Genomic DNA, 18,157 nt, shown 5'->3' with positions numbered 1-18,157 from the left:
TGGCCAATGATCGCAGCAGATTCGCTTGCGATTTCCTGCACCGGATCATCGATGACGCTTCGCAAACGCCTTGTTACCGCCTGTTTTCTCGCCACCAGCCTACCGCTGGTGAGCACGCCGGCGTTGGCGCAGAAGAAGGCCGCAACGCCACCACCGCCGGCAGCACAGACGACACCTGCAGAGAAACCGGCGCCTTATGACGACCGGCTGGCACGGCTTTCGGAAATTCTCGGATCGGTGCATTACCTGCGCACGCTGTGTGGAGAACGCCAGTCGAACTGGCGCACGTCCATGCAGAAACTGATTGATTCAGAAACGGCAAATGAGCCAAAACGTCGCGAGAAACTGACCGCCGCCTTCAACCGCGGTTACCGTTCGTTTGCATCGGTACACACCAGCTGCACACCGACTGCCCGCTCCGCGGAAGAGGCATACCGTGCCGAAGGTGCAACACTGGCTGCGGAAATCGCCGCCCGCTACGGAAATTAAGTGTTTATTTACCTCTTTCGCTCGCAGGCCGTGTCGTTTTGATAAAAGGCTGGTAATCTTGTTAACGCACCGGTAACAACCTGGTGCCGGAAAGAGGATGATTATGCAGACAGCCCGTAACGACATCGATGAGATGATTGTGCACGAAAAGATGCAGGTGGCGCTCGAGTACCAGAACGAGGCATGGGCCGATGGCCGTGCCGATGGTATCGAACCGGAAATCATCGCTGATGCCGCCATAGCTCTGGCCATGCGCGAAACGATCCGCATGCACGGCGAAGCCGGTGCGGAAGCCATGCTGCAGTCGCTGCGCGAACGCATGCTGGCAGGCGAATTTTCTCCGCAGCGCATCATTCAGTAAGCGCGACCAACAATTATCGTGTAGGATCGGGGCTTTCCAACAGGAACGCCATTATCGCCATGCCCAATAGCCGTTTTTCCCGCACTCTGCTTGCCGCCGCGCTGTTCGGCGCGACCGCGCTGACGCAGGCGCCTGCCGCTTTCGCCCTTTCCGGCGTGACGCAGATTGCGCCTGTCGGACACCAGGGTATTCAGCCGACGGAAACGGCGCCCGACGACCACAAGGGCACGGAAAACCAGCATAGCCAGGCAACCCCACCGGCCACCACCGCGCCGGAAGCGCCGAAGCCGGACGCAGCAGCACCTGCGGCCGAAGAAGAAACTGAACAGGCGATCAAGGCAGAAATCATTCATGATTTCAGCAAGTTGCCGGAACCGGTGCGCAAGCTGCGCGAGGCGATCGTCGAGGCCGCCGCTTCCGGTGATGTCGAGCGCATGCGCCCGATCATGGATCCCGGTGCGCAGAAGACCGACGGTCCCGACCAGAACGAAGATCCGATCGAAACGTTGAAAAGCTTTTCCGGCGATACCGAAGGTCTGGAAATCCTTGCCATCATGCTCGACCTGATGCAGACGGGCGTTGCCCGCATCGAGGCCGGCACGCCGGATGAAGTTTATGTCTGGCCTTATTTCGTCGGCAAGCCGCTCAACGAACTGACGCCACCGGAAAAGGTGGACCTGCTGCGCATCGTCACCGCCGGTGACCTCGCCGCCATGGACGAAGCGGGCGGCTACAATTTCTACCGCATCGGTATTTCGCCCGACGGCAAGTGGAAGTTCATCGTCAGCGGCGACTGAGCAGCGTTCTGTCGAACTTTTCCGGTCAGGTGACCGCTTGCCGCCGAGACGACCAAACCTTAACTCTAGGATAGTCTTCGCTGCGCATTCGTTTGCGCGCGACCATTCCGTTTCCGATTCGTGCGGGTGAAAATCATGCCGTCTGCTTTCCTTTCCGATCGTGCCCTCCTGTCCATTACTGGCAAGGATGCAGAGGATTTCCTCCACAATCTGATCACGACGGATGTTGCCGGCTTGCCGGAAGTCGAGGCACGCCCCGGCGCGCTTTTGACGCCGCAGGGCAAGATCCTGTTCGATTTCGTCATCTGGCGTATCGAGGGTGGCTTCGCCATCGAAATAGACCATGCGCAGCGCGAAGCTTTTGCGCGCCGGCTGACCATGTACAAGCTGCGCGCCATGGTCGACATCGCCATGATCGATACAGTTGGCGTGACGGTTGCATGGGGCGGCGAGACGTTGGAAGGCGGCATCATCGATTCTGCCTTCGCCAAAGCCGGCATTTCCCTCCAGCGAGCGCCCGGCCAACAAACGGATGGCAAACAGGCGGATGGTAACGAGGCTGCTTACCAGGCCTTGCGCATTTCTGCCGGTCTTGCCGTGTCGGGGCGCGATTTTCCGCTGCAGGATGCGTTTCCACATGACGTGCTGCTGGACAAGGACGACGGACTTTCCTTCCGCAAGGGGTGTTATGTCGGTCAGGAAGTGGTGTCGCGCATGCAGCATCGCGGCACGGCCCGCCGTCGCGTGGTGATCGTGTCAGCTGAGCAGGACCTGCCGGCAGCCGGGACGGACATTCTGGCAGGGGCGAAACCGGTCGGCATGCTCGGTTCGACTTCAGGTGGCCAGGGCCTTGCGATCGTTCGGATCGATCGTGTCGGGGATGCGCTGGCGAGCGGCGTCCCTCTGACAGCCGCCGATATTGCGGTGTCTCTGACCCTGCCTGAATGGACCGGTCTGTCGTTCCCGACCGGCGCCGAAGAGGCCGAGACGTGAGCGCAGGAAGCACGACCACCAAGTCGGCGCGCGCATGGCAACGCATGCTGTCCGGACGCCGGCTGGATCTGCTCGATCCCTCGCCGATGGATGTGGAAATATCCGACATCGCCCACGGCCTTGCCCGCGTTGCCCGCTGGAACGGCCAGACACGTGGTGACCACGCCTATTCGGTGGCACAGCATTCGCTGATCGTCGAGCAGGTCTTTTCGCTCGCCCAGCCCGCAGCGGCGCCTCAGGAACAGTTGATGGCATTGCTACACGATGCCCCCGAATATGTGATCGGCGACATGATCTCGCCATTCAAGGCGGTGGTCGGCGGCGGCTACAAGACGGTCGAGGCGCGGCTCGAAGCGGCCATCCATTTGCGTTTCGGACTGCCCGCTCACCCGACACGTGACCTCAAGACGCGAATCAAGCGTGCCGATTCGGTTGCCGCCTTTTTCGAAGCGACGGAACTTGCCGGCTTTTCGCTGCCCGAAGCGCGCAAATTCTTCGGCGTTCCGAGCGACATCACACGCGACATGCTTGCCCTGGAACCGCTTCCGGCCACCGATGCACAGACACGTTTTCAGGCACGTTTTGCCGAACTTGAAGCGTCTCGCGGGACCGGCGCGCGATGACCGCCATCATCGTCTGTCCGCTCACCAAAATCGCCGAGCTGTCGGTGCGCCACAAGGCGCGCGAAATGGTGAGCCTGATTGCCGAAAAGCAGGATTTTCACCGACCCGCCGTGATTGCCGCCGACCGTCACCTGAAACTGGCGATGAATGACATCGCCTTTGCCGGCACTGGTAACCTGATTGCCCCGAACGAGGCGCATGTGGAGCGGCTGATCGCCTTCATGGCCGATTGGAACCGGGAGTTTCCACTGGTCGTGCATTGCTGGATGGGCGTGTCGCGTTCCCCCGCCGCGGCACTGATTGCGGCTCTTGCCATCTCTCCGGAAGAGGACGAATTCGAGCTTGCGACACGGCTGCGAACCGTTGCGCCGCATGCCACGCCGAACACCCGTCTGGTGGAAATCGGCGACCGGCTTCTGAAGCGCGACGGACGGCTTGTCGCAGCCGTCAAGGGCATCGGCCGCGGCGCCGACACGGATGGGACAGTGTCTTTCATGTTGCCGCTCAATCTGCCGGGAACATAGCAGAAACAGAATAAAACCGAGTATTCCTATGGTTTTATGTAGTATTACTAAAAATCGACAGAACGGTTGACGTCTGTCAGTTTTGCTCCAATTAAGCTCCCCAACGCAGTGCTGCGACATGGTCGCGCATTGCCTGTCAGCAATCACAAGGAGCATATCGCCGGTATGGATCAGGCATCGGAATTCGTCGTCGCAACACGGGCGGCACTCGCTCAGTTAAGCGCGCTGGCCGTGCAATATTCCTTCTCCATCGTAGGCGCCATCATTCTGCTTGTCATCGGCTGGCTGGCAGCTGGTCTGCTCAGCCGCTGGGCACGCAATGGCCTGGGCCGCATTCACGGCATCGACGCCACGCTCGCGCAGTTCTTTTCCAATATCATTCGTTACGCCATCCTGGTCATCGTTGTCGTCATGGTGCTCGGCCAGTTCGGCGTACAGACGGCATCGGTCCTCGCTGCTCTCGGCGCGATCGGTCTTGCCGTTGGTCTCGCGCTTCAAGGCACGCTGCAGAACATCGCAGCCGGCATCATGCTTCTGGTCTTGCGGCCCTTCCGTGTGGGGGAGTCGATCGAGACAGGCAGCGTCAGCGGCACCGTTATCGATGTCGGCCTTTTTGCCACCGAACTTCGCACCGCCGAAGGTGTCTATCGCCTGGCGCCGAACTCGACACTGTGGAACGTGCCGATCACCAATTACAGCCGGCTCGATAAACGTCGCAATGACATCAAGATTTCGACCAGCGAACATATCGATATCGCACGTGCCGAAAAGCTGCTTCACGAGCTCGTCACTGCCGACAGCCGTGTGCTGCAATCCCCGGCGCCGACCACGTTCGTGTCCGATTTCAGCGATGGTTCGGCCACCGTGACTGTGCGCTATTGGGCAAAAAGCGGTGAATGGTTCAATGTCGGCCGCGACCTTTCCAAAAAGGTGAAGATGACATTCGACGAGCAGAAAACCATCGATCTTTCTTCTCAGACTGACAAACACGCGCCGGATGGCGAGAGCGGACCTTCGGCGGTCTGACCCGCCGGACAAGCCCTCGGGTGCGTGCAGTCTAGGAAAGAAGCAAAGGGCGGGTTCTACGAGGGAACCCGCCCTTTGCCGTTTTATAGACAGCTTGCAGGCGCATTCCTGCACGGTTGATAATTCGCAATTCCTTCACAATCCGGCATCGCCCGGCTTGCTCATCCCGCAACATATGCGTTTAAAAGGTCGCGGCGCTTGTTTGAGACGAGGCGCGACCCGAATGAACGCATCGAGGTAACCGTATCGTGCTGCCCATGTTTCCTTTCCTGATTTTCGTCCTGATCATTATCGGCCTTGCCCTGCAACGGAACATGGCCAAGCGGGTCGACCGGCTGGAAAAGGAAATCAAGGCGCTGCAGGCACGCATCACCGGCATGACGCCGCCGGCACCCGCGGCCGAGACAGCGCAAATCGCATCGACCGCTGAAACACAGGCACGCATAGACGAACAAGCAACGGCGCCACGCGAAACGCCTGAGACGCCGCCGGTCGTCGCCATGGGCGCCGCGCCGGACGCGCCTGTCGCGCAGGAACCCGTTGCACCAGCACCTGAAACGGCCGATGTACACCCTGTCGGGCCAACAGCGCCCCAGCAGCAAGAGCGCGAAAGTTTCGAAAGCTGGCTTGGCGCCCGCTGGGCCGTCTGGGTTGGTGGTGTGGCGCTCGCCTTCGGCGGCCTCTTCCTCGTCAAATACACAATCGAGGCCGGCCTGCTCGGCCCGGCGGCACGCCTCAGCCTTGCGGCACTGTTCGGTCTCGTGCTCATGGCTGGCGGCGAGTTTATCCGCCGTCGTGCCATGCCCGACCTTTCCGACCGTTTCGGCAATGCGATGATCCCCGGCGCGCTGACGGCTGCCGGTGCGGTGACGCTGATGGGGGCTGTCTGGGCTTCCTACGCCGTTTATGGCTTCATCGGCCCGACGCCCGCCTTCCTGGCCCTGGCACTCGTTTCATTCGCCACGATCGCGCTGTCACTGCTGCATGGTCAGGCGCTGGCAGGCCTTGGCCTGCTCGCCTCACTTGTCACGCCGGCACTCGTCTCCACGGAAAATCCCAGCACCAATGCGCTGTTCGGCTTCCTCGCGCTGGTCTGGCTTGCCGTCAACGCCGCCTCGCGTTTCCGCCAATGGACGGTCGTGCCGACGCTTGCCAATATCGGCCTGGGGCTCTGGTCGGTGGCTTATCTTGCCGGCTCCGCGCGGGATGCCAGCATGATCCAGCCGAGCCTGACATTGCTCGTCATGCTGGCCGGAACCTGCTTCTATTGGCCCGGTCGCTACGCCGGCCTGATCGGCCCGGAAAAAGCCGGCATATCCGTCGTTCTCGGTCGCATGCCCCTGCAGACCACGCTGTCGGTCTCGCTGGTCACGATGTTCTTTGCGCTCGCCATGCTCGGTTCCGAGCCGATGGGCGCATTCGATCTTCTGGCCTGTGCATCGGTGCTTCTCGCAGCACTCGCCGCATTCGGTGCCTTGCGCGCCTATGCCGTCTGGCCCGCCATTCTGGCGGCGGTCGGGGCAGTGCTTGGCATGACCGTCATCGTCGCCAATGCGCTTGATACCGTTGCCACCCTGCTGGACGGCCAGCCAATCACCACGACAACCGCACCAGTGGAACCGCATGTGTGGGTCTATCTGCTGCTCGGCGCGGTCTTCCCGGCTTGCGGCTTTGGTTTCCTTGCCCGTTTCCGCCTGAGCGAGCCTGACTTCTCCAAAATCTGGGCGTTCCTGATGCCGGCTGTACCGGTGACCATTGCCACGATCAGCTTCTTCAATTTCGGCAATCTCACCCGCGACTGGACGCACGGCCTTTACGGCATCGTACTTGGTCTTGCCCTGCTCGCCGGTGCCGACTGGCTGTTCCGCCGCACAGAGAAAACGGAAGAAGGCAGGATCGACTGGCCGGCCAATCTTCTGGTCACCGGTTCATTTGCTGGTTTCACGCTGGCGCTGCACACACTGACAAACGGTATCACCACCACGATTGCGCTGTCTGTCCTCGGCTTCCTTTATGTGCTTGGCATGCGGATCCGCACATGGCCATCTCTACCGTGGATGATGGCGGCCGCCACAATGATCGTTTTTGGCCGTATCGCCTGGGAACCGACCGTGATTGGCGCCAACAGCCTCGGCACCACGCCGTTCTTCAACGCGCTGCTGCCGGGTTACGGCATCCCCACCCTGCTTGCCATCGCTTCCGCATGGATGCTGCGCAACTCGGACGATATCCGCATCCGCAACATCATGCAGGCGCTCGCCTCACTGTCGGCGCTGATCACCATCTCCGTTCTCGTGCGCCACGCCATGAATGGCGGCACGCTGGAAACCACCGTGCCGACGCTTGGCGAACAGTCGATCTATACGCTGATCACCGTCGGATTCTCCGGCATCCTGATGATGCTGGACCTGAAATCGCCAAGCTCGGTCTTCCGCTATGGCTCCATGATCGCGGGCGTGCTTGCCACTGCCAATGTTCTGTCACTGCACCTCATCGGCCTCAATCCCTATATAACAGGCGAAGGCACCGGCCCCTGGCCGTTCTTCAACCTTCTGCTTCTGGGTTACCTGATGCCGGCCCTGGCCTACGCTCTCGTCGCATATCTTGCCCGTGAACGCCGGCCGATGCCTTACGTGCTGATGCTGGCCATCTCCGGCGGTGTGCTCGGTTTTGCCTGGGCCACGCTGTCGGTTCGTCGTTTCTGGCAGGGCGAAAACATCGCCGACTGGAAAGGCTTCATGGCCAGCGAGACCTATACCTATTCGGAGGTCTGGCTGTTGATCGGCATCGTTCTTCTCATTCTCGGTTCGCGTTTCAACCAGCGTTCGCTGCGGCTTGCCTCGGCGGCACTGGTTCTCATTGCGGTGCTGAAAGTGTTCCTGATCGACATGTCGAACCTTGAAGGCATTTTGCGCGCACTCTCCTTCATGGGGCTTGGTGCCGTGCTGATCGGCATCGGGCTTTTCTACCAGCGCATTCTGGTGAAGAAGGACGGCAACAAACGACCCGCCGATTCTGTCGGCGCACCGGAAGGAACCGTTACGTGACCCTCTCTCTGGCGGCTGCCTTTGCGCCGCATGAGGCGCTTGTCGCCCAGCTGATCCCGCATGCGACCGAAGGCGACGATGGTTCGCACGATATCGCCCATATCCTGCGCGTGTTCAAAAACGCCATGCGCATCCAAGCCAAGGAAGGCGGCAATGGCCGCGTTCTGGCCGCAGCCGTGCTGCTGCATGATTGCGTGGCGGTGGAAAAGAACTCGCCACTCAGGGCACAGGCTTCACGGCTTGCGGCGGAAAAGGCGTCAAGAATTCTGGCCGAACTCGGCTGGAGTGGTGATGAGATCGAAGCCGTCGCTCATGCCGTCACCACCCACAGCTTTTCCGCAAATCTCTCTCCGGAGACACTGGAAGCAAAGATCCTGCAGGATGCCGACCGGCTGGACGCGATCGGCATGGTGGGGGCTGCCCGCTGTTTCTATATCGCCGGCCGCATGGCATCCGGGCTTTATGATCCGGTCGATCCGCTGGCGCGCGAGCGCGCGCTCGACGACAAGCTCTATGCAATCGATCATTTCGAGATAAAACTGTTCAAGCTCGCCGATGGTTTTCAGACCGCTGCGGGACGCGAACTGGCAGCAGAACGTCATGAACGGCTGATCAAGATCCGCGACATGTTCATGGATGAAATCGAGGGGTAAGACATGCGTATCACCGAACTCCACCATTACCCCCTGAAAAGCGGCCGGGGCATCGCGCTGACGCAAGCCGAGATCACCGCTACCGGCATTCCCGGCGACCGCGTGATGATGCTGACCGGCCCCGATGGACATTTTTTTACGCAGCGCGAGTTGCAGGCACTGGCACAGGTGAAGGCGGCTCCTGTCGACGCTTCCGGAACGACACGGCTCGCCATGGAAGGCAAGGGCGAGCTCGATATCGTGTTCGACACCACAGATCGCCGCCTTGATGTCGTCGTGTGGAAATCGAATGTTTCGGCGCAACTGGCCGCGGATACCGTCAATGCCACGCTTTCCGAGTGGCTGGAGCGCGACGTACGCCTCGTCTTCTTTGATGATCGCGCCAGCCGCACCGCCACTGCCGAATGGGCAGGCGACAATTCACCCGTCACCTTTGCCGACGGTTACCAGGTTCTCGTCACCACCACCGGGTCGCTTGCCGCCCTCAACGCCAACATGGCGGACAATGGCGAGCAACCGGTCGGCATGGAGCGTTTTCGCCCCAACATCGTCATAGATCATGACGAGCCATGGGCAGAGGACAACTGGGCCGCAATCGAAATCGGCGGCATCCGTTTCGATCTCGTCAAACCCTGCGCCCGCTGCATCATGACCACGCAGGATCAGCAGACCGGTTCGCGCGATGTCCCAAGCCCGATGTCGGCCATGGGCCGCATCCGCATGTCCGGCGACCGCCGTGTGCCCGGCCCGCTGTTCGGCTGGAATGCCGTGCCGCGCAGCACCGGCAAGGTCAACCTCGGCGATACGGTCAAAATCCTCGAGACCCGCGAGGAAGGCTGGGCGATCAAGCGCCGCGCCTGACGCCTGCCCGAAGCGGCAAAACCGCGCAATGTCACAATTTCTGCGCAAAGCCGTACCGTTCTCGGTGCGGCGCCCTTGACCTGTTGCTGCCATTCCTCAAGAACAGCAGCTGCCAGGCGGCTTGATCAACCGGCTGGCGCGGGAGGGACTGATCTTCGCCCTGCCCGCATGCCGGACAAAAAACGTCCCAAGCCAGAGATTTTCGTTTCATGACACCTCGTTCCACCGGCCTGCTTTTCGCCCTTCTGGCGGTCAGCATCTTTGCTGTTCAGGACGGCATTTCGAAACATCTTGGCACGGCCTATCCGCCGATCTTCATCACCATGATCCGCTACTGGGCCTTTGCCGGTTTTGCCCTCTTTCTGGCAAGCCGCGCCACCGGCGGCCTGAAACAGACGACGGTCGCGAACCGCCCTCTCCTGCAGATCACCCGTGGCGTGCTTCTCGTCTCGCAGATCGTCATCTCGGTTTTTGCCTTCTCGCGGGTTGGCCTCGCGCAGAGCCACACGATTTTTGCCGCCGCCCCGCTTGTTGTCGCCTGCCTGTCCGTGCCGATCCTCGGCGAAAAGGTCGGCTGGCGACGCTGGTCGGCCATCGGTGTCGGTTTCATCGGCATTCTTCTCATCATCAATCCGCTGCACGCGAATTTCGATCTGAAGATCGTCGTCCCGATGATCAGCACCACCATGTTCGCACTCTACTCGGTGCTGACGCGGCTTGGCAGCCGGTCGGACACATCCGAGACCGCTTTCTTCTACACCGGTGTTGCCGGTGCCGTGGCGATCACCTTCATCGGCCCGTTCTACTGGACCAACATCACGCTCGGTGACTGGTTCTGGATGATCATCCTCTGCATTACCGGCATGAGCGGCCATTACCTGCTGATCCGCGCCTATTCCATGCTCGACGCAGTGGCTGTGCAGCCGATCTTCTATGTCCAGACGGTGCTCGTGTGCCTGATAGGCGTTTTCATCTTCAATGAAGTCATGACGCTGAACATGATTGCCGGCAGCATGATCGTCATCGGTGCCGGCGGCTTCACGCTCTGGCGCGAAAGCCGGCTCGGCAAGAAGCAGGCCGAAGTCACCCCTCCCGGCACGCCCTAAGCAACGAAGCATTAACCACAAGCAATAATCGAAATTTACATATGGTTACCATGCATTCATCTGCATTAACCATAAGGTTTACTTACGCACTTAAGCGCACGTTAAGGTTAGCGCTCTATAAATCGGATCGTCGGATGCGTTTCTGCCGGTAACCATGTTCGGTCGGCAGATGAACCCGCCGGCGTGATTATCAGTTCCGTGTAGAGCGTAGTATGTACAGTATAATCACCAATTCAGCGGCCATGTCGGCCCTTGGCACCTTGCGTACGATCAGCCAGGATCTGAATCAGACGCAATCCCGTGTCACCACAGGTTACCGCGTCGGCCACGCCTCGGACGATGCCGCCTACTGGTCGATCGCGCGGACGATGAAATCCGACGACAAGGCCTTGTCTGCCGTTCAGGACGCCTTGAACCTTGGCGCCGCGACCATCGACGTTGCCTATACCGGTTTGAGCGCGTCCATCGATGTGGTGGACGAGATCAAGGCCAAGCTCGTCGCCGCCAGCGAGCCGGGTGTCGACAAGGACAAGGTCAACAAGGAGATCACCCAGCTGAAGGATCAGTTGCAGGCGATCGCCAAGTCATCCACCTTCAATGACGTCAACTGGCTGAACATCGGCGACACCACCGATTCCAGCGTGGCAGTGGTGGGTTCGTTCACGCGCGACACCGATCGCATCGTTTCCATGCAGACGATCGATTTCGATATCTATGGCGGCGCCGCTACCGGCAACGTGCTGGGTCTGATCGATGACAGAAGCACCGCCACCGGCGGCGGGGCCGGCATCCTGACCAGCACCTATTATGCGCAGGAAGCTGCCGCCACCAGCAACTGGGTTCTGCATGTCAACGACAGCAACTCAGCCACGGCCGTCGAGATCGAGCTTTCCGACGCAACGACAACGGATGACCTCGACGACATGATCTCCGTCGTCGACAAGATGTTGCTGCAATTGACCAATGCCGGTGCCGATTACGGCGCCCTCAAGATGCGCGTGGACATGCAGACGGAATTCGTCGGTGCTCTTCGTGACTGGACGACCAAGGGCGTCAGCGGGCTGATCGATGCCGATATGGACGAAGAAGCCACACGGTTGAAAGCCTTGCAGGCACGCGAGCAGTTGACGACCCAGGCGCTGTCGATCGCCAACTCAACACCGAGCGCGCTGCTGCAACTCTTCCAGTAAGGTTCCCGCAAAGGACAACGCATCATCAATCACGGTGATGCGTTGCGTCAGCAAAACTTGCTTTTGCAAAATTTCGCGCGGGTTTATGGTCACCTCCTCATCCGGAGGATTTTTCATGGCGCCCGTCGCCCGCCCGCACCTGCCCTATCTCATCATCCTGGCCGGCTCGCTGATTGCCGTGCTGACCTTTGGCCCGCGCTCGGCCATGGGCTTCTTCCAGCTTCCCATGCTGACCGATACCGGCTGGGACCGCACGACCTTCGGCCTTGCCATGGCGCTGCAGAACCTCGCCTGGGGTCTCAGCCAGCCGTTCTTCGGCGCGGCCGCCGATAAATACGGCACCGGCCGCGTGCTGATCCTCTCCGGCCTGCTGTATGCCGCAGGTCTTTTGATGATGTCGCATGCCGCTTCCCCACTCTGGCTGCATGTCGGTGGCGGCGTGCTGGTCGGGCTTGGTGTCGGCGCCGGTTCGTTCGGCACAATCCTGTCCGCCTTTGCCCGCAACGTCACGCCGCAGCAGCGCTCCATGGCCTTCGGCATCGGCACAGCGGCAGGGTCCGCCGGTATGTTCCTGTTTGCGCCACTCAGCCAGGCGCTGATCACCAATTATGGCTGGTCGGACAGTCTCGTCATCATGGCCGCCATGATGCTACTGGTACCGCTGCTCGCCTATCCGCTGCGCGGCAACTCGTCCTCCGGCACCCAGTCACAGACGCAGTTCCAGCAGAGCGCCGGCGAGGCGCTACGCGAAGCCTTTGGCCACAGGAGCTATCTGCTTCTCACCTCCGGCTTTTTCGTCTGCGGTTTTCAGGTGGCCTTCATCACGGCGCATTTTCCGGCCTATCTCGGCGATATCGGCATCGATGCGAGATATGCGGTCATCGCCATGGCGCTGATCGGCTTCTTCAACGTCATCGGCTCGCTCGCCGCCGGCGTCATCGGCCAGCGATATTCGAAGCCGTATTTCCTCGCCTACATCTATATCGGCCGCTCGATTGCCGTGACGGCGTTTCTGCTCCTGCCGCAATCACCGACCTCGGTCATCATCTTCGCGATCGTCATGGGGCTTCTGTGGCTCTCCACCGTGCCGCCGACCAACGGCCTCGTCGCCATCATGTTCGGCACCCGCCATCTCGGCATGCTGGGCGGCATCGTTTTCCTGTCGCACCAGGTCGGCTCGTTCCTCGGCGTGTGGATGGGCGGAGCGCTCTACGACCGCTTTGGCTCCTACGACATCGTCTGGTGGCTGGGCGTGGTGATGGGCCTCGCTGCCGCCGTCGTGCATTGGCCGATCCGCGAAAAGCCGGTGGATCGCCCAAGCGTGGCCGCTCAGCCGGCCTGACGTTCAGCCTCGTCCCGCGCTTTGGCAATTGCCTTCAACGCCGCCTGCACGAAACCGTCGCGGGCGGCGTTTTCCGTTAGCCCTCGCGGCTCATAGACATGGCGGTGCAGGAAGAAGCCGGTCAGGCGAAAAGCATCTGCCATCGTCTCGCGATTGGCGGACTTCTGTACCCCCTGCCCCAGAAAACCCGGCAGCGCCAGCATGCGGTCGGCATAGGGCGCACCGGCGTCGCGAGATACCGCCTTGCCGCTTTTCGGCGACACATAGACCAGTTCGTCACGCCGGCCGGTAGCGGCACATTCTGACAGGTCGAGGCCGTAACCGAGATCGTTCAGCACGGCCAGTTCAAAGCGGACAAAAAGCTCCCCGGCATCGGCCGGGTCGTCCATATGCTCGAGGATAACATCGAGCGCCTCATAGAGATGCGGATGCGGATCGCGTTCCGGCAAGAGACGCAAAAGCGCACCCATGGCCTGAACGCCATAAACGGCAGTGGCCGTTTCCATCAGGCGGGCGGCGCGCAGGCGCACCGGCTCAACCTTGAACTCGCCGAGATGTTCATCCAGCCGCGCCCGCCAGACGACCTCGACGCGATTGCCCGGTTGTAACACCGGCTGCATGGTTCGCGAACGTCCTCCGCGCACCATGCCGAGATGGCGGCCACGGTCGCGCGTCATCACCTCGACGAGCACGCTCGATTCACCGTGCCGCCGCACACCCAGAATGATCGCTTCGCTCTGCCACTGCATGGATTTTTGTAACTTGGTTCCTGATAAGCCGAGTCTATTTTAAGCGATAAGTGCCCCGGAAAGAACTGTTTTCGGCCATCCGGTGTGGCGGTCCTGCCGCACCCCAAAAGTTCTGAGCATCTGACGGAACCAATTGGCCTGCTTGCGTGTTCCAGCGGAAACAGAAATCCCGAATAAAATCTCAAGGGAGATTTCATGAAATACGCTCTCGCCGCCGCCCTCATGCTCGTTCCTTCGGTCACGCTGGTGTCCACACCGGCGGCGGCACAATCGAAGGAACTGGAAAACGCCTGCGTCAACGTCGCCAAGAATTTTCTGATGACGCCGGTTCTGGCCACCGGCACCGTCCAGTCCTTCCCGGAACTCGACCCGCCGGGTGCTCGCCTCACCTATTCGACACGCGACAATCCCAAGCCGAACGATTTCACCAACACGATCGACTGCCAGTTCGACAAGGCGACCGCGCCCTTCGGGCTGACCAAATTCTGCATCTCGACCACGTGTTATTCGGCGGACGAGCAGGACCCGGACAATCGCCGCCGTTATCTGGAAATCAAGGCGTTGATGGACCGGAAGAAATAAATATTGGTGGAGTGGCAGGCCTATATCCTGCGTCATCCCTGTGCTCGTCACAGGGATCCAGTCAGCCCAAGTCCTTGGGCTGAGAAGACTCTTTTGCCGCGCAGACGCGCGTCAGCTGGATTCCTGTGACAAGCACAGGAATGACGTGTATTTGTGATCGGCACCCACCGGCCCGTCGCTTCGGCTCCGGGCGTTCGAAGCTAAAATCGATCCACTGGATCGATTTTCCGGACTTCGTCCGTCGCTTCTCACCCTCTCGGGAATTCCAACCCCATCTCGCGGAACCGTTCCGGGTCATCGCCCCAGTTCTCGCGCACCTTCACGAACAGGAAGAGATGCACCGGCTGTTCGAGGATTTCCGACAGTTCCCGGCGGGAGGCGGTGGAAATCGCCTTGATGGCCTCGCCGTTCTTGCCGAGCGCGATCTTCTTCTGGCTCTCGCGTTCCACATAGATGACCTGTTCGATGCGAACCGAACCGTCCTTCTTTTCTTCCCACTTCTCCGTCTCGACGTGGGAAGCGTAGGGCAGTTCCTGATGCAGGCGCAGGAAGAGCTTTTCGCGGGTGATTTCGGCCGCCAACTGGCGCATCGGCAGGTCGGAAATCTGATCTTCCGGGTAATACCACGGACCTTCCGGCAGCCGCTTGGCGAGGAAATCCATAAGGTCGTCGCAGCCGGAACCGGTCGTTGCCGAGACCATGAAAGTCTGCTCGAAAGCGACGGTTTCGTTGGCCTGTGCCGCGAGCTTCAAAAGATCTTCCGGGCGCACGCGGTCGATCTTGTTCAGCACGAGGATTTTTGGCTGCTGGACATCCTTCAGGCCTTCGAGAATGGCTTCCGCATCACCACGAATGCCGCGCTCGCTATCGACGAGAAGCAGGATCAGGTCGGCATCCTTGGCGCCGCCCCAGGCGGACGTTACCATGGCGCGGTCGAGACGACGACGCGGTTTGAAAATGCCGGGCGTGTCCATGAAGACGATCTGGGCGTTGTCGTGGATGGCGATGCCGCGCACGATGGCGCGCGTCGTCTGCACCTTGTGGCTGACGATCGATACCTTGGCGCCGACAAGACGATTGAGCAGCGTCGACTTGCCGGCATTGGTGGCGCCGATCAGCGCGACAAAGCCGGAATGGGTCGGGCTAGCCTGCACGTCCTCGGAATGCGTTTCGGCTGCCGGCTCATGGCCAGCGGTGTTGTCTTCGTGTTCGGTCATCGGTCCTCAGCCTTCGGCAGGGGTTTTCTGCCAGACGCCTTCGCGTTCGAGCATTTTTGTGGCTGCCACCTGTTCGGCAGCGCGTTTGGAACGGTCTACGCCAGTTTCGGGCGCAACGCCATTCACTTCGACCGTCACGGTGAAGCGCGGGTCATGATCGGGGCCGGAGCGGTCGTCGATCCGGTAGGACGGGGTCAGCGCAAATTTCGCATGCGCCCATTCCTGCAATTCGGTCTTGGCGTCACGGCGTGCGGCATCGGCGCGGGCCGCGCGCTCACCCCAATGACGCTCGATGAATTTACGCGCCGCTTCCAGCCCGCCATCGAGATAAAGGGCGGCGATCAGGCTTTCCACCACATCGGCGCGCACGTTCATCATGCGCTTGCCGGTGAGTTTCTTCACATCGGCGCCGGTGCGCACAAAACGGTGCAGATCAAGCTCGTCGGCCACGGCGGCGCAGCTGTCGGCACTGACCAGCTGGTTCAGTCGCACGGAAAGCTCGCCTTCGGTGGCGGTCTTGAAGGTGCGGAACAGAAGCTCGGCCACACAAAGACCAAGCACGCGATCGCCCAGAAATTCCAGACGCTCGTAATTGGCCGTCTTCGCGCTGCCGGTGCTGGCATGGGTCAGCGCCCTGTCCAGCCACTGTTTTTCGGAAAAGACATGGCCGACGATGCTTTCGAGCTTCGCCTTTTCATCCCCCGAAAGTGTTGCCGGCTTCATCAGTTGACGACCTTGAACAGACGGTCCCAACGCATGTTGGCCGGCCATTTCCAGAATTCGCGGAACGACGTGTCATTGCCGAGAGAGAAGAAGATCACGCTGGCACGGCCGACGAGGTTTTCGGCCGGCACGTAACCGACGTCGAAACGGCTGTCGAGCGAGTTGTCGCGATTGTCGCCCATGAAGAAGTAATGGCCTTCCGGCACCACGAATTCGCGGGTGTTGTCGCCGCGCGAAACGGGTGACTGGTCGAGCGTGTCGAAGGTCACGCCGTTATCGAAGGTTTCGCGGAAGACCGGAACGTCGGAACCCGGATCGAGGCGATAGTCGGAGGTGAACGTACCGTCCTGCGCCTTCGGCACCGGTTGACCGTTGATCTGCAACACGCCGTTCAGCACCTGGACGCGGTCACCCGGCAGGCCGACGAGACGCTTGATGTAGTCGATCTCGGGCTGCTGCGGCAGGCGGAAGACGATGACGTCACCGCGCTTCGGTTCGTTGAACTCGAGAATACGACCGTCGAACAGGTCCGGCGAGAACGGCAGCGAATATTTCGAATAACCGTAGGCGAACTTGTTGACAAAGATATAGTCGCCGACCAGCAGCGTCGGCATCATCGAGCCGGACGGAATGGTAAAAGGCTGGAACAGGACGGTCCGGATGACCATGGCGAGCAACAGGGCCTGAATAATGACCTTGATGTTTTCCCAAAGAGCATTCTGCGGCTTTGCTTCGGCGGTGTTCGACACTGAGGACGTCTTTCTTTTATGGCTTTCCGGCGCGCCCATAAGGCGTAGCCGCTTTCTCTAAACCCTTCGCCAATCGGCGGCAATGGCTCAAATCGGGTTCAATCGGCTGTCGGCAAGGCCTCGATGATCACGAAGGCCTGCGCGTAAGGGTATTCGTCGGTGATGGTGATGTGGATGACGGGCTTGTGACCGGCCGGGACCATGGACGCCAGACGCTCCCCTGCCCCATTGGTGAGCTTCATCGTCGGCTTGCCGCCGGGCATGTTGATCACACCCATATCCCGCCAGAACACGCCATAGGCGATGCCGGTGCCGAGCGCCTTGGAACAGGCCTCCTTGGCGGCAAAACGTTTGGCATAGGAGGCGGCGCGGTTCTTGCGGCCATCGGATTTCGCGCGCTCGACCTCGGTGAACACCCGATGGGTGAAACGCTCGCCGAAACGCTCGATCGATTTTTCCACGCGCCTGATGTCGATGAGGTCGCTGCCCATGCCGATGATCATGCTGCTGGTCTCCTGCTCAAATGCCTGCCCTCAAATTCCGGCTTTGGCCATGGCGTGCAATCGTGCCGCCATGCGCTCGCGCCTGCGGGCGCGAAAGCCTCTCACACCCATATAGGTCGCGACGTAAACGACAACCCCACAGAAAAGTGCGGGCGGAATACAGCCGATCAGCATCGGCTTCAGAACCGGCTGCCAAAGCTCAGAAAAACGAAGGGTGCGAACAAGCTCGGCCAGATCCAGCTGTTTGCCGGCAACCTGCCCTGCGGCACCGCTGGGATGGCCGAGCATGAAATGCCCGATTTCCCAGCTGGCCGACCAGATAAGCGGAAATGTCAGGGGATTGGCGACAAGCGTGCCGAGAGCGGCGGCAACGAGGCTGCCGCGCAGCACATAGGCAAGCGCGATGGCGAGCGGGATGTGGAAGCCGAGAAGCGGGGTCCAGCCGATCATGACGCCGGAGGCGATGCCGGCGGCAACCGCATAGGGCGAGGCGCTGATGCGTGCCGCGCGCAATCCGTAATAACGGAGATTTCTGGTCACTCCCTTGCGGGGCCAGACGGCATTGCGGATCTTTTCAGCCCATCCGGCAGGGCTTCGGCGACGAAACGGCATGACCAGCATC

21 protein-coding genes are annotated in these 18,157 nt (G+C 60.6%); 14 read left to right on the top strand and 7 right to left on the bottom strand.

From position 1 onward, the window contains the following. Positions 1–51 precede the first annotated feature (51 nt). The 12 genes from ACRQ1B_RS25140 to ACRQ1B_RS25085 all read left to right on the top strand — a co-directional run bounded on the left by ACRQ1B_RS25140 (position 52) and on the right by ACRQ1B_RS25085 (position 11,670). Positions 52–489 carry a TIGR02301 family protein gene (locus ACRQ1B_RS25140; RefSeq protein WP_432297046.1) on the top strand — a complete coding sequence of 146 codons (438 nt, stop codon included), beginning with the start codon at positions 52–54 and terminating at the stop codon, positions 487–489. A gap of 103 nt (positions 490–592) precedes the next feature. Then, positions 593–850 (top strand): hypothetical protein, encoded by a 258-nt coding sequence (locus ACRQ1B_RS25135; RefSeq protein WP_112732297.1) that lies wholly within the window; start codon positions 593–595, stop codon positions 848–850. Positions 851–909: 59 nt separating this feature from the next. Further along, on the top strand, positions 910–1,647 hold the full coding sequence (locus ACRQ1B_RS25130) for a hypothetical protein (RefSeq protein WP_432296865.1): 738 nt from the start codon (positions 910–912) through the stop codon (positions 1,645–1,647). Between the two features lie 135 nt (positions 1,648–1,782). Beyond that, positions 1,783–2,640 (top strand): CAF17-like 4Fe-4S cluster assembly/insertion protein YgfZ, encoded by an 858-nt coding sequence (gene ygfZ, locus ACRQ1B_RS25125; RefSeq protein ID WP_432296864.1) that lies wholly within the window; start codon positions 1,783–1,785, stop codon positions 2,638–2,640. A gap of 44 nt (positions 2,641–2,684) precedes the next feature. After that, positions 2,685–3,263, top strand: coding sequence for an HD domain-containing protein (locus tag ACRQ1B_RS25120; RefSeq protein WP_432297045.1), 579 nt, complete (start codon positions 2,685–2,687; stop codon positions 3,261–3,263). Continuing rightward, positions 3,260–3,787, top strand: coding sequence for a tyrosine phosphatase family protein (locus ACRQ1B_RS25115; RefSeq protein WP_432296863.1), 528 nt, complete (start codon positions 3,260–3,262; stop codon positions 3,785–3,787). The genes ACRQ1B_RS25120 and ACRQ1B_RS25115 overlap by 4 nt, the downstream gene beginning before the upstream one ends. Positions 3,788–3,952: 165 nt before the next feature. Continuing rightward, positions 3,953–4,813 (top strand): mechanosensitive ion channel family protein, encoded by an 861-nt coding sequence (locus ACRQ1B_RS25110; RefSeq protein ID WP_432296862.1) that lies wholly within the window; start codon positions 3,953–3,955, stop codon positions 4,811–4,813. Positions 4,814–5,070: 257 nt separating this feature from the next. Continuing rightward, on the top strand, positions 5,071–7,860 hold the full coding sequence (locus ACRQ1B_RS25105) for a DUF2339 domain-containing protein (RefSeq protein ID WP_432297044.1): 2,790 nt from the start codon (positions 5,071–5,073) through the stop codon (positions 7,858–7,860). Further along, positions 7,857–8,513 carry an HD domain-containing protein gene (locus ACRQ1B_RS25100; protein WP_432296861.1) on the top strand — a complete coding sequence of 219 codons (657 nt, stop codon included), beginning with the start codon at positions 7,857–7,859 and terminating at the stop codon, positions 8,511–8,513. Before ACRQ1B_RS25105 ends, ACRQ1B_RS25100 begins: the two co-directional genes overlap by 4 nt. Before the next feature lie 3 nt (positions 8,514–8,516). Continuing rightward, positions 8,517–9,374, top strand: a complete 858-nt coding sequence (locus ACRQ1B_RS25095; protein WP_432296859.1) for an MOSC domain-containing protein — start codon at positions 8,517–8,519, stop codon at positions 9,372–9,374. Between the two features lie 209 nt (positions 9,375–9,583). Then, positions 9,584–10,480, top strand: a complete 897-nt coding sequence (locus ACRQ1B_RS25090) for a DMT family transporter (protein WP_432296858.1) — start codon at positions 9,584–9,586, stop codon at positions 10,478–10,480. A gap of 212 nt (positions 10,481–10,692) precedes the next feature. Beyond that, the gene (locus ACRQ1B_RS25085) at positions 10,693–11,670 is read left to right on the top strand and encodes a flagellin N-terminal helical domain-containing protein (protein WP_432296857.1); all 978 of its coding nucleotides are present in this window, start codon (positions 10,693–10,695) and stop codon (positions 11,668–11,670) included. Here ACRQ1B_RS25085 and ACRQ1B_RS25080 read toward each other — a convergent pair. Beyond that, positions 11,635–11,787 carry a hypothetical protein gene (locus ACRQ1B_RS25080; protein WP_432296856.1) on the bottom strand — a complete coding sequence of 51 codons (153 nt, stop codon included), beginning with the start codon at positions 11,785–11,787 and terminating at the stop codon, positions 11,635–11,637. The two genes, ACRQ1B_RS25085 and ACRQ1B_RS25080, sit on opposite strands and share 36 nt — an antisense overlap. Between ACRQ1B_RS25080 and ACRQ1B_RS25075 the strand changes: the two genes are divergently transcribed. Beyond that, on the top strand, positions 11,786–13,012 hold the full coding sequence (locus tag ACRQ1B_RS25075; RefSeq protein WP_432296855.1) for an MFS transporter: 1,227 nt from the start codon (positions 11,786–11,788) through the stop codon (positions 13,010–13,012). The genes ACRQ1B_RS25080 and ACRQ1B_RS25075 overlap by 2 nt on opposite strands. Here the strand turns inward: ACRQ1B_RS25075 and recO are convergent. Then, positions 13,000–13,761: a DNA repair protein RecO gene (gene recO, locus ACRQ1B_RS25070; RefSeq protein WP_432296854.1), complete on the bottom strand. Its 762-nt coding sequence runs from the start codon at positions 13,759–13,761 to the stop codon at positions 13,000–13,002. The genes ACRQ1B_RS25075 and recO overlap by 13 nt on opposite strands. Positions 13,762–13,956: 195 nt before the next feature. On the opposite strand from recO, the gene ACRQ1B_RS25065 reads away from it, so the two are divergent. Next, entirely contained in the window at positions 13,957–14,343 is a 387-nt protein-coding gene (locus tag ACRQ1B_RS25065; protein WP_432296853.1) for a hypothetical protein, read from the top strand. 248 nt (positions 14,344–14,591) lie between these two features. Here ACRQ1B_RS25065 and era read toward each other — a convergent pair whose 3' ends face one another. From era to ACRQ1B_RS25040, 5 genes are all read right to left on the bottom strand, one after another. Then, positions 14,592–15,560: a GTPase Era gene (gene era, locus ACRQ1B_RS25060; RefSeq protein WP_432296852.1), complete on the bottom strand. Its 969-nt coding sequence runs from the start codon at positions 15,558–15,560 to the stop codon at positions 14,592–14,594. 6 nt (positions 15,561–15,566) lie between these two features. Next, the gene (rnc, locus tag ACRQ1B_RS25055) at positions 15,567–16,286 is read right to left on the bottom strand and encodes a ribonuclease III (protein WP_432297043.1); all 720 of its coding nucleotides are present in this window, start codon (positions 16,284–16,286) and stop codon (positions 15,567–15,569) included. Continuing rightward, positions 16,283–17,032: a signal peptidase I gene (lepB, locus tag ACRQ1B_RS25050; protein ID WP_432296851.1), complete on the bottom strand. Its 750-nt coding sequence runs from the start codon at positions 17,030–17,032 to the stop codon at positions 16,283–16,285. Before lepB ends, rnc begins: the two co-directional genes overlap by 4 nt. 98 nt (positions 17,033–17,130) lie before the next feature. Continuing rightward, the gene (acpS, locus tag ACRQ1B_RS25045; RefSeq protein WP_432296850.1) at positions 17,131–17,535 is read right to left on the bottom strand and encodes a holo-ACP synthase; all 405 of its coding nucleotides are present in this window, start codon (positions 17,533–17,535) and stop codon (positions 17,131–17,133) included. A 30-nt stretch (positions 17,536–17,565) separates the two neighbouring features. Next, a complete protein-coding gene (locus ACRQ1B_RS25040) occupies positions 17,566–18,147 on the bottom strand; it encodes a DUF2062 domain-containing protein (protein ID WP_432296849.1) in 582 nt (193 codons plus the stop codon). Positions 18,148–18,157: the final 10 nt, after the last annotated feature.

The sequence above is a fragment of the Endobacterium panacihumi genome (assembly GCF_050847465.1).
GTDB classification, from domain to species: Bacteria; Pseudomonadota; Alphaproteobacteria; order Rhizobiales; family Rhizobiaceae; genus Neorhizobium; species Neorhizobium panacihumi.
This window is presented reverse-complemented; position numbering and strand designations above follow the sequence as displayed.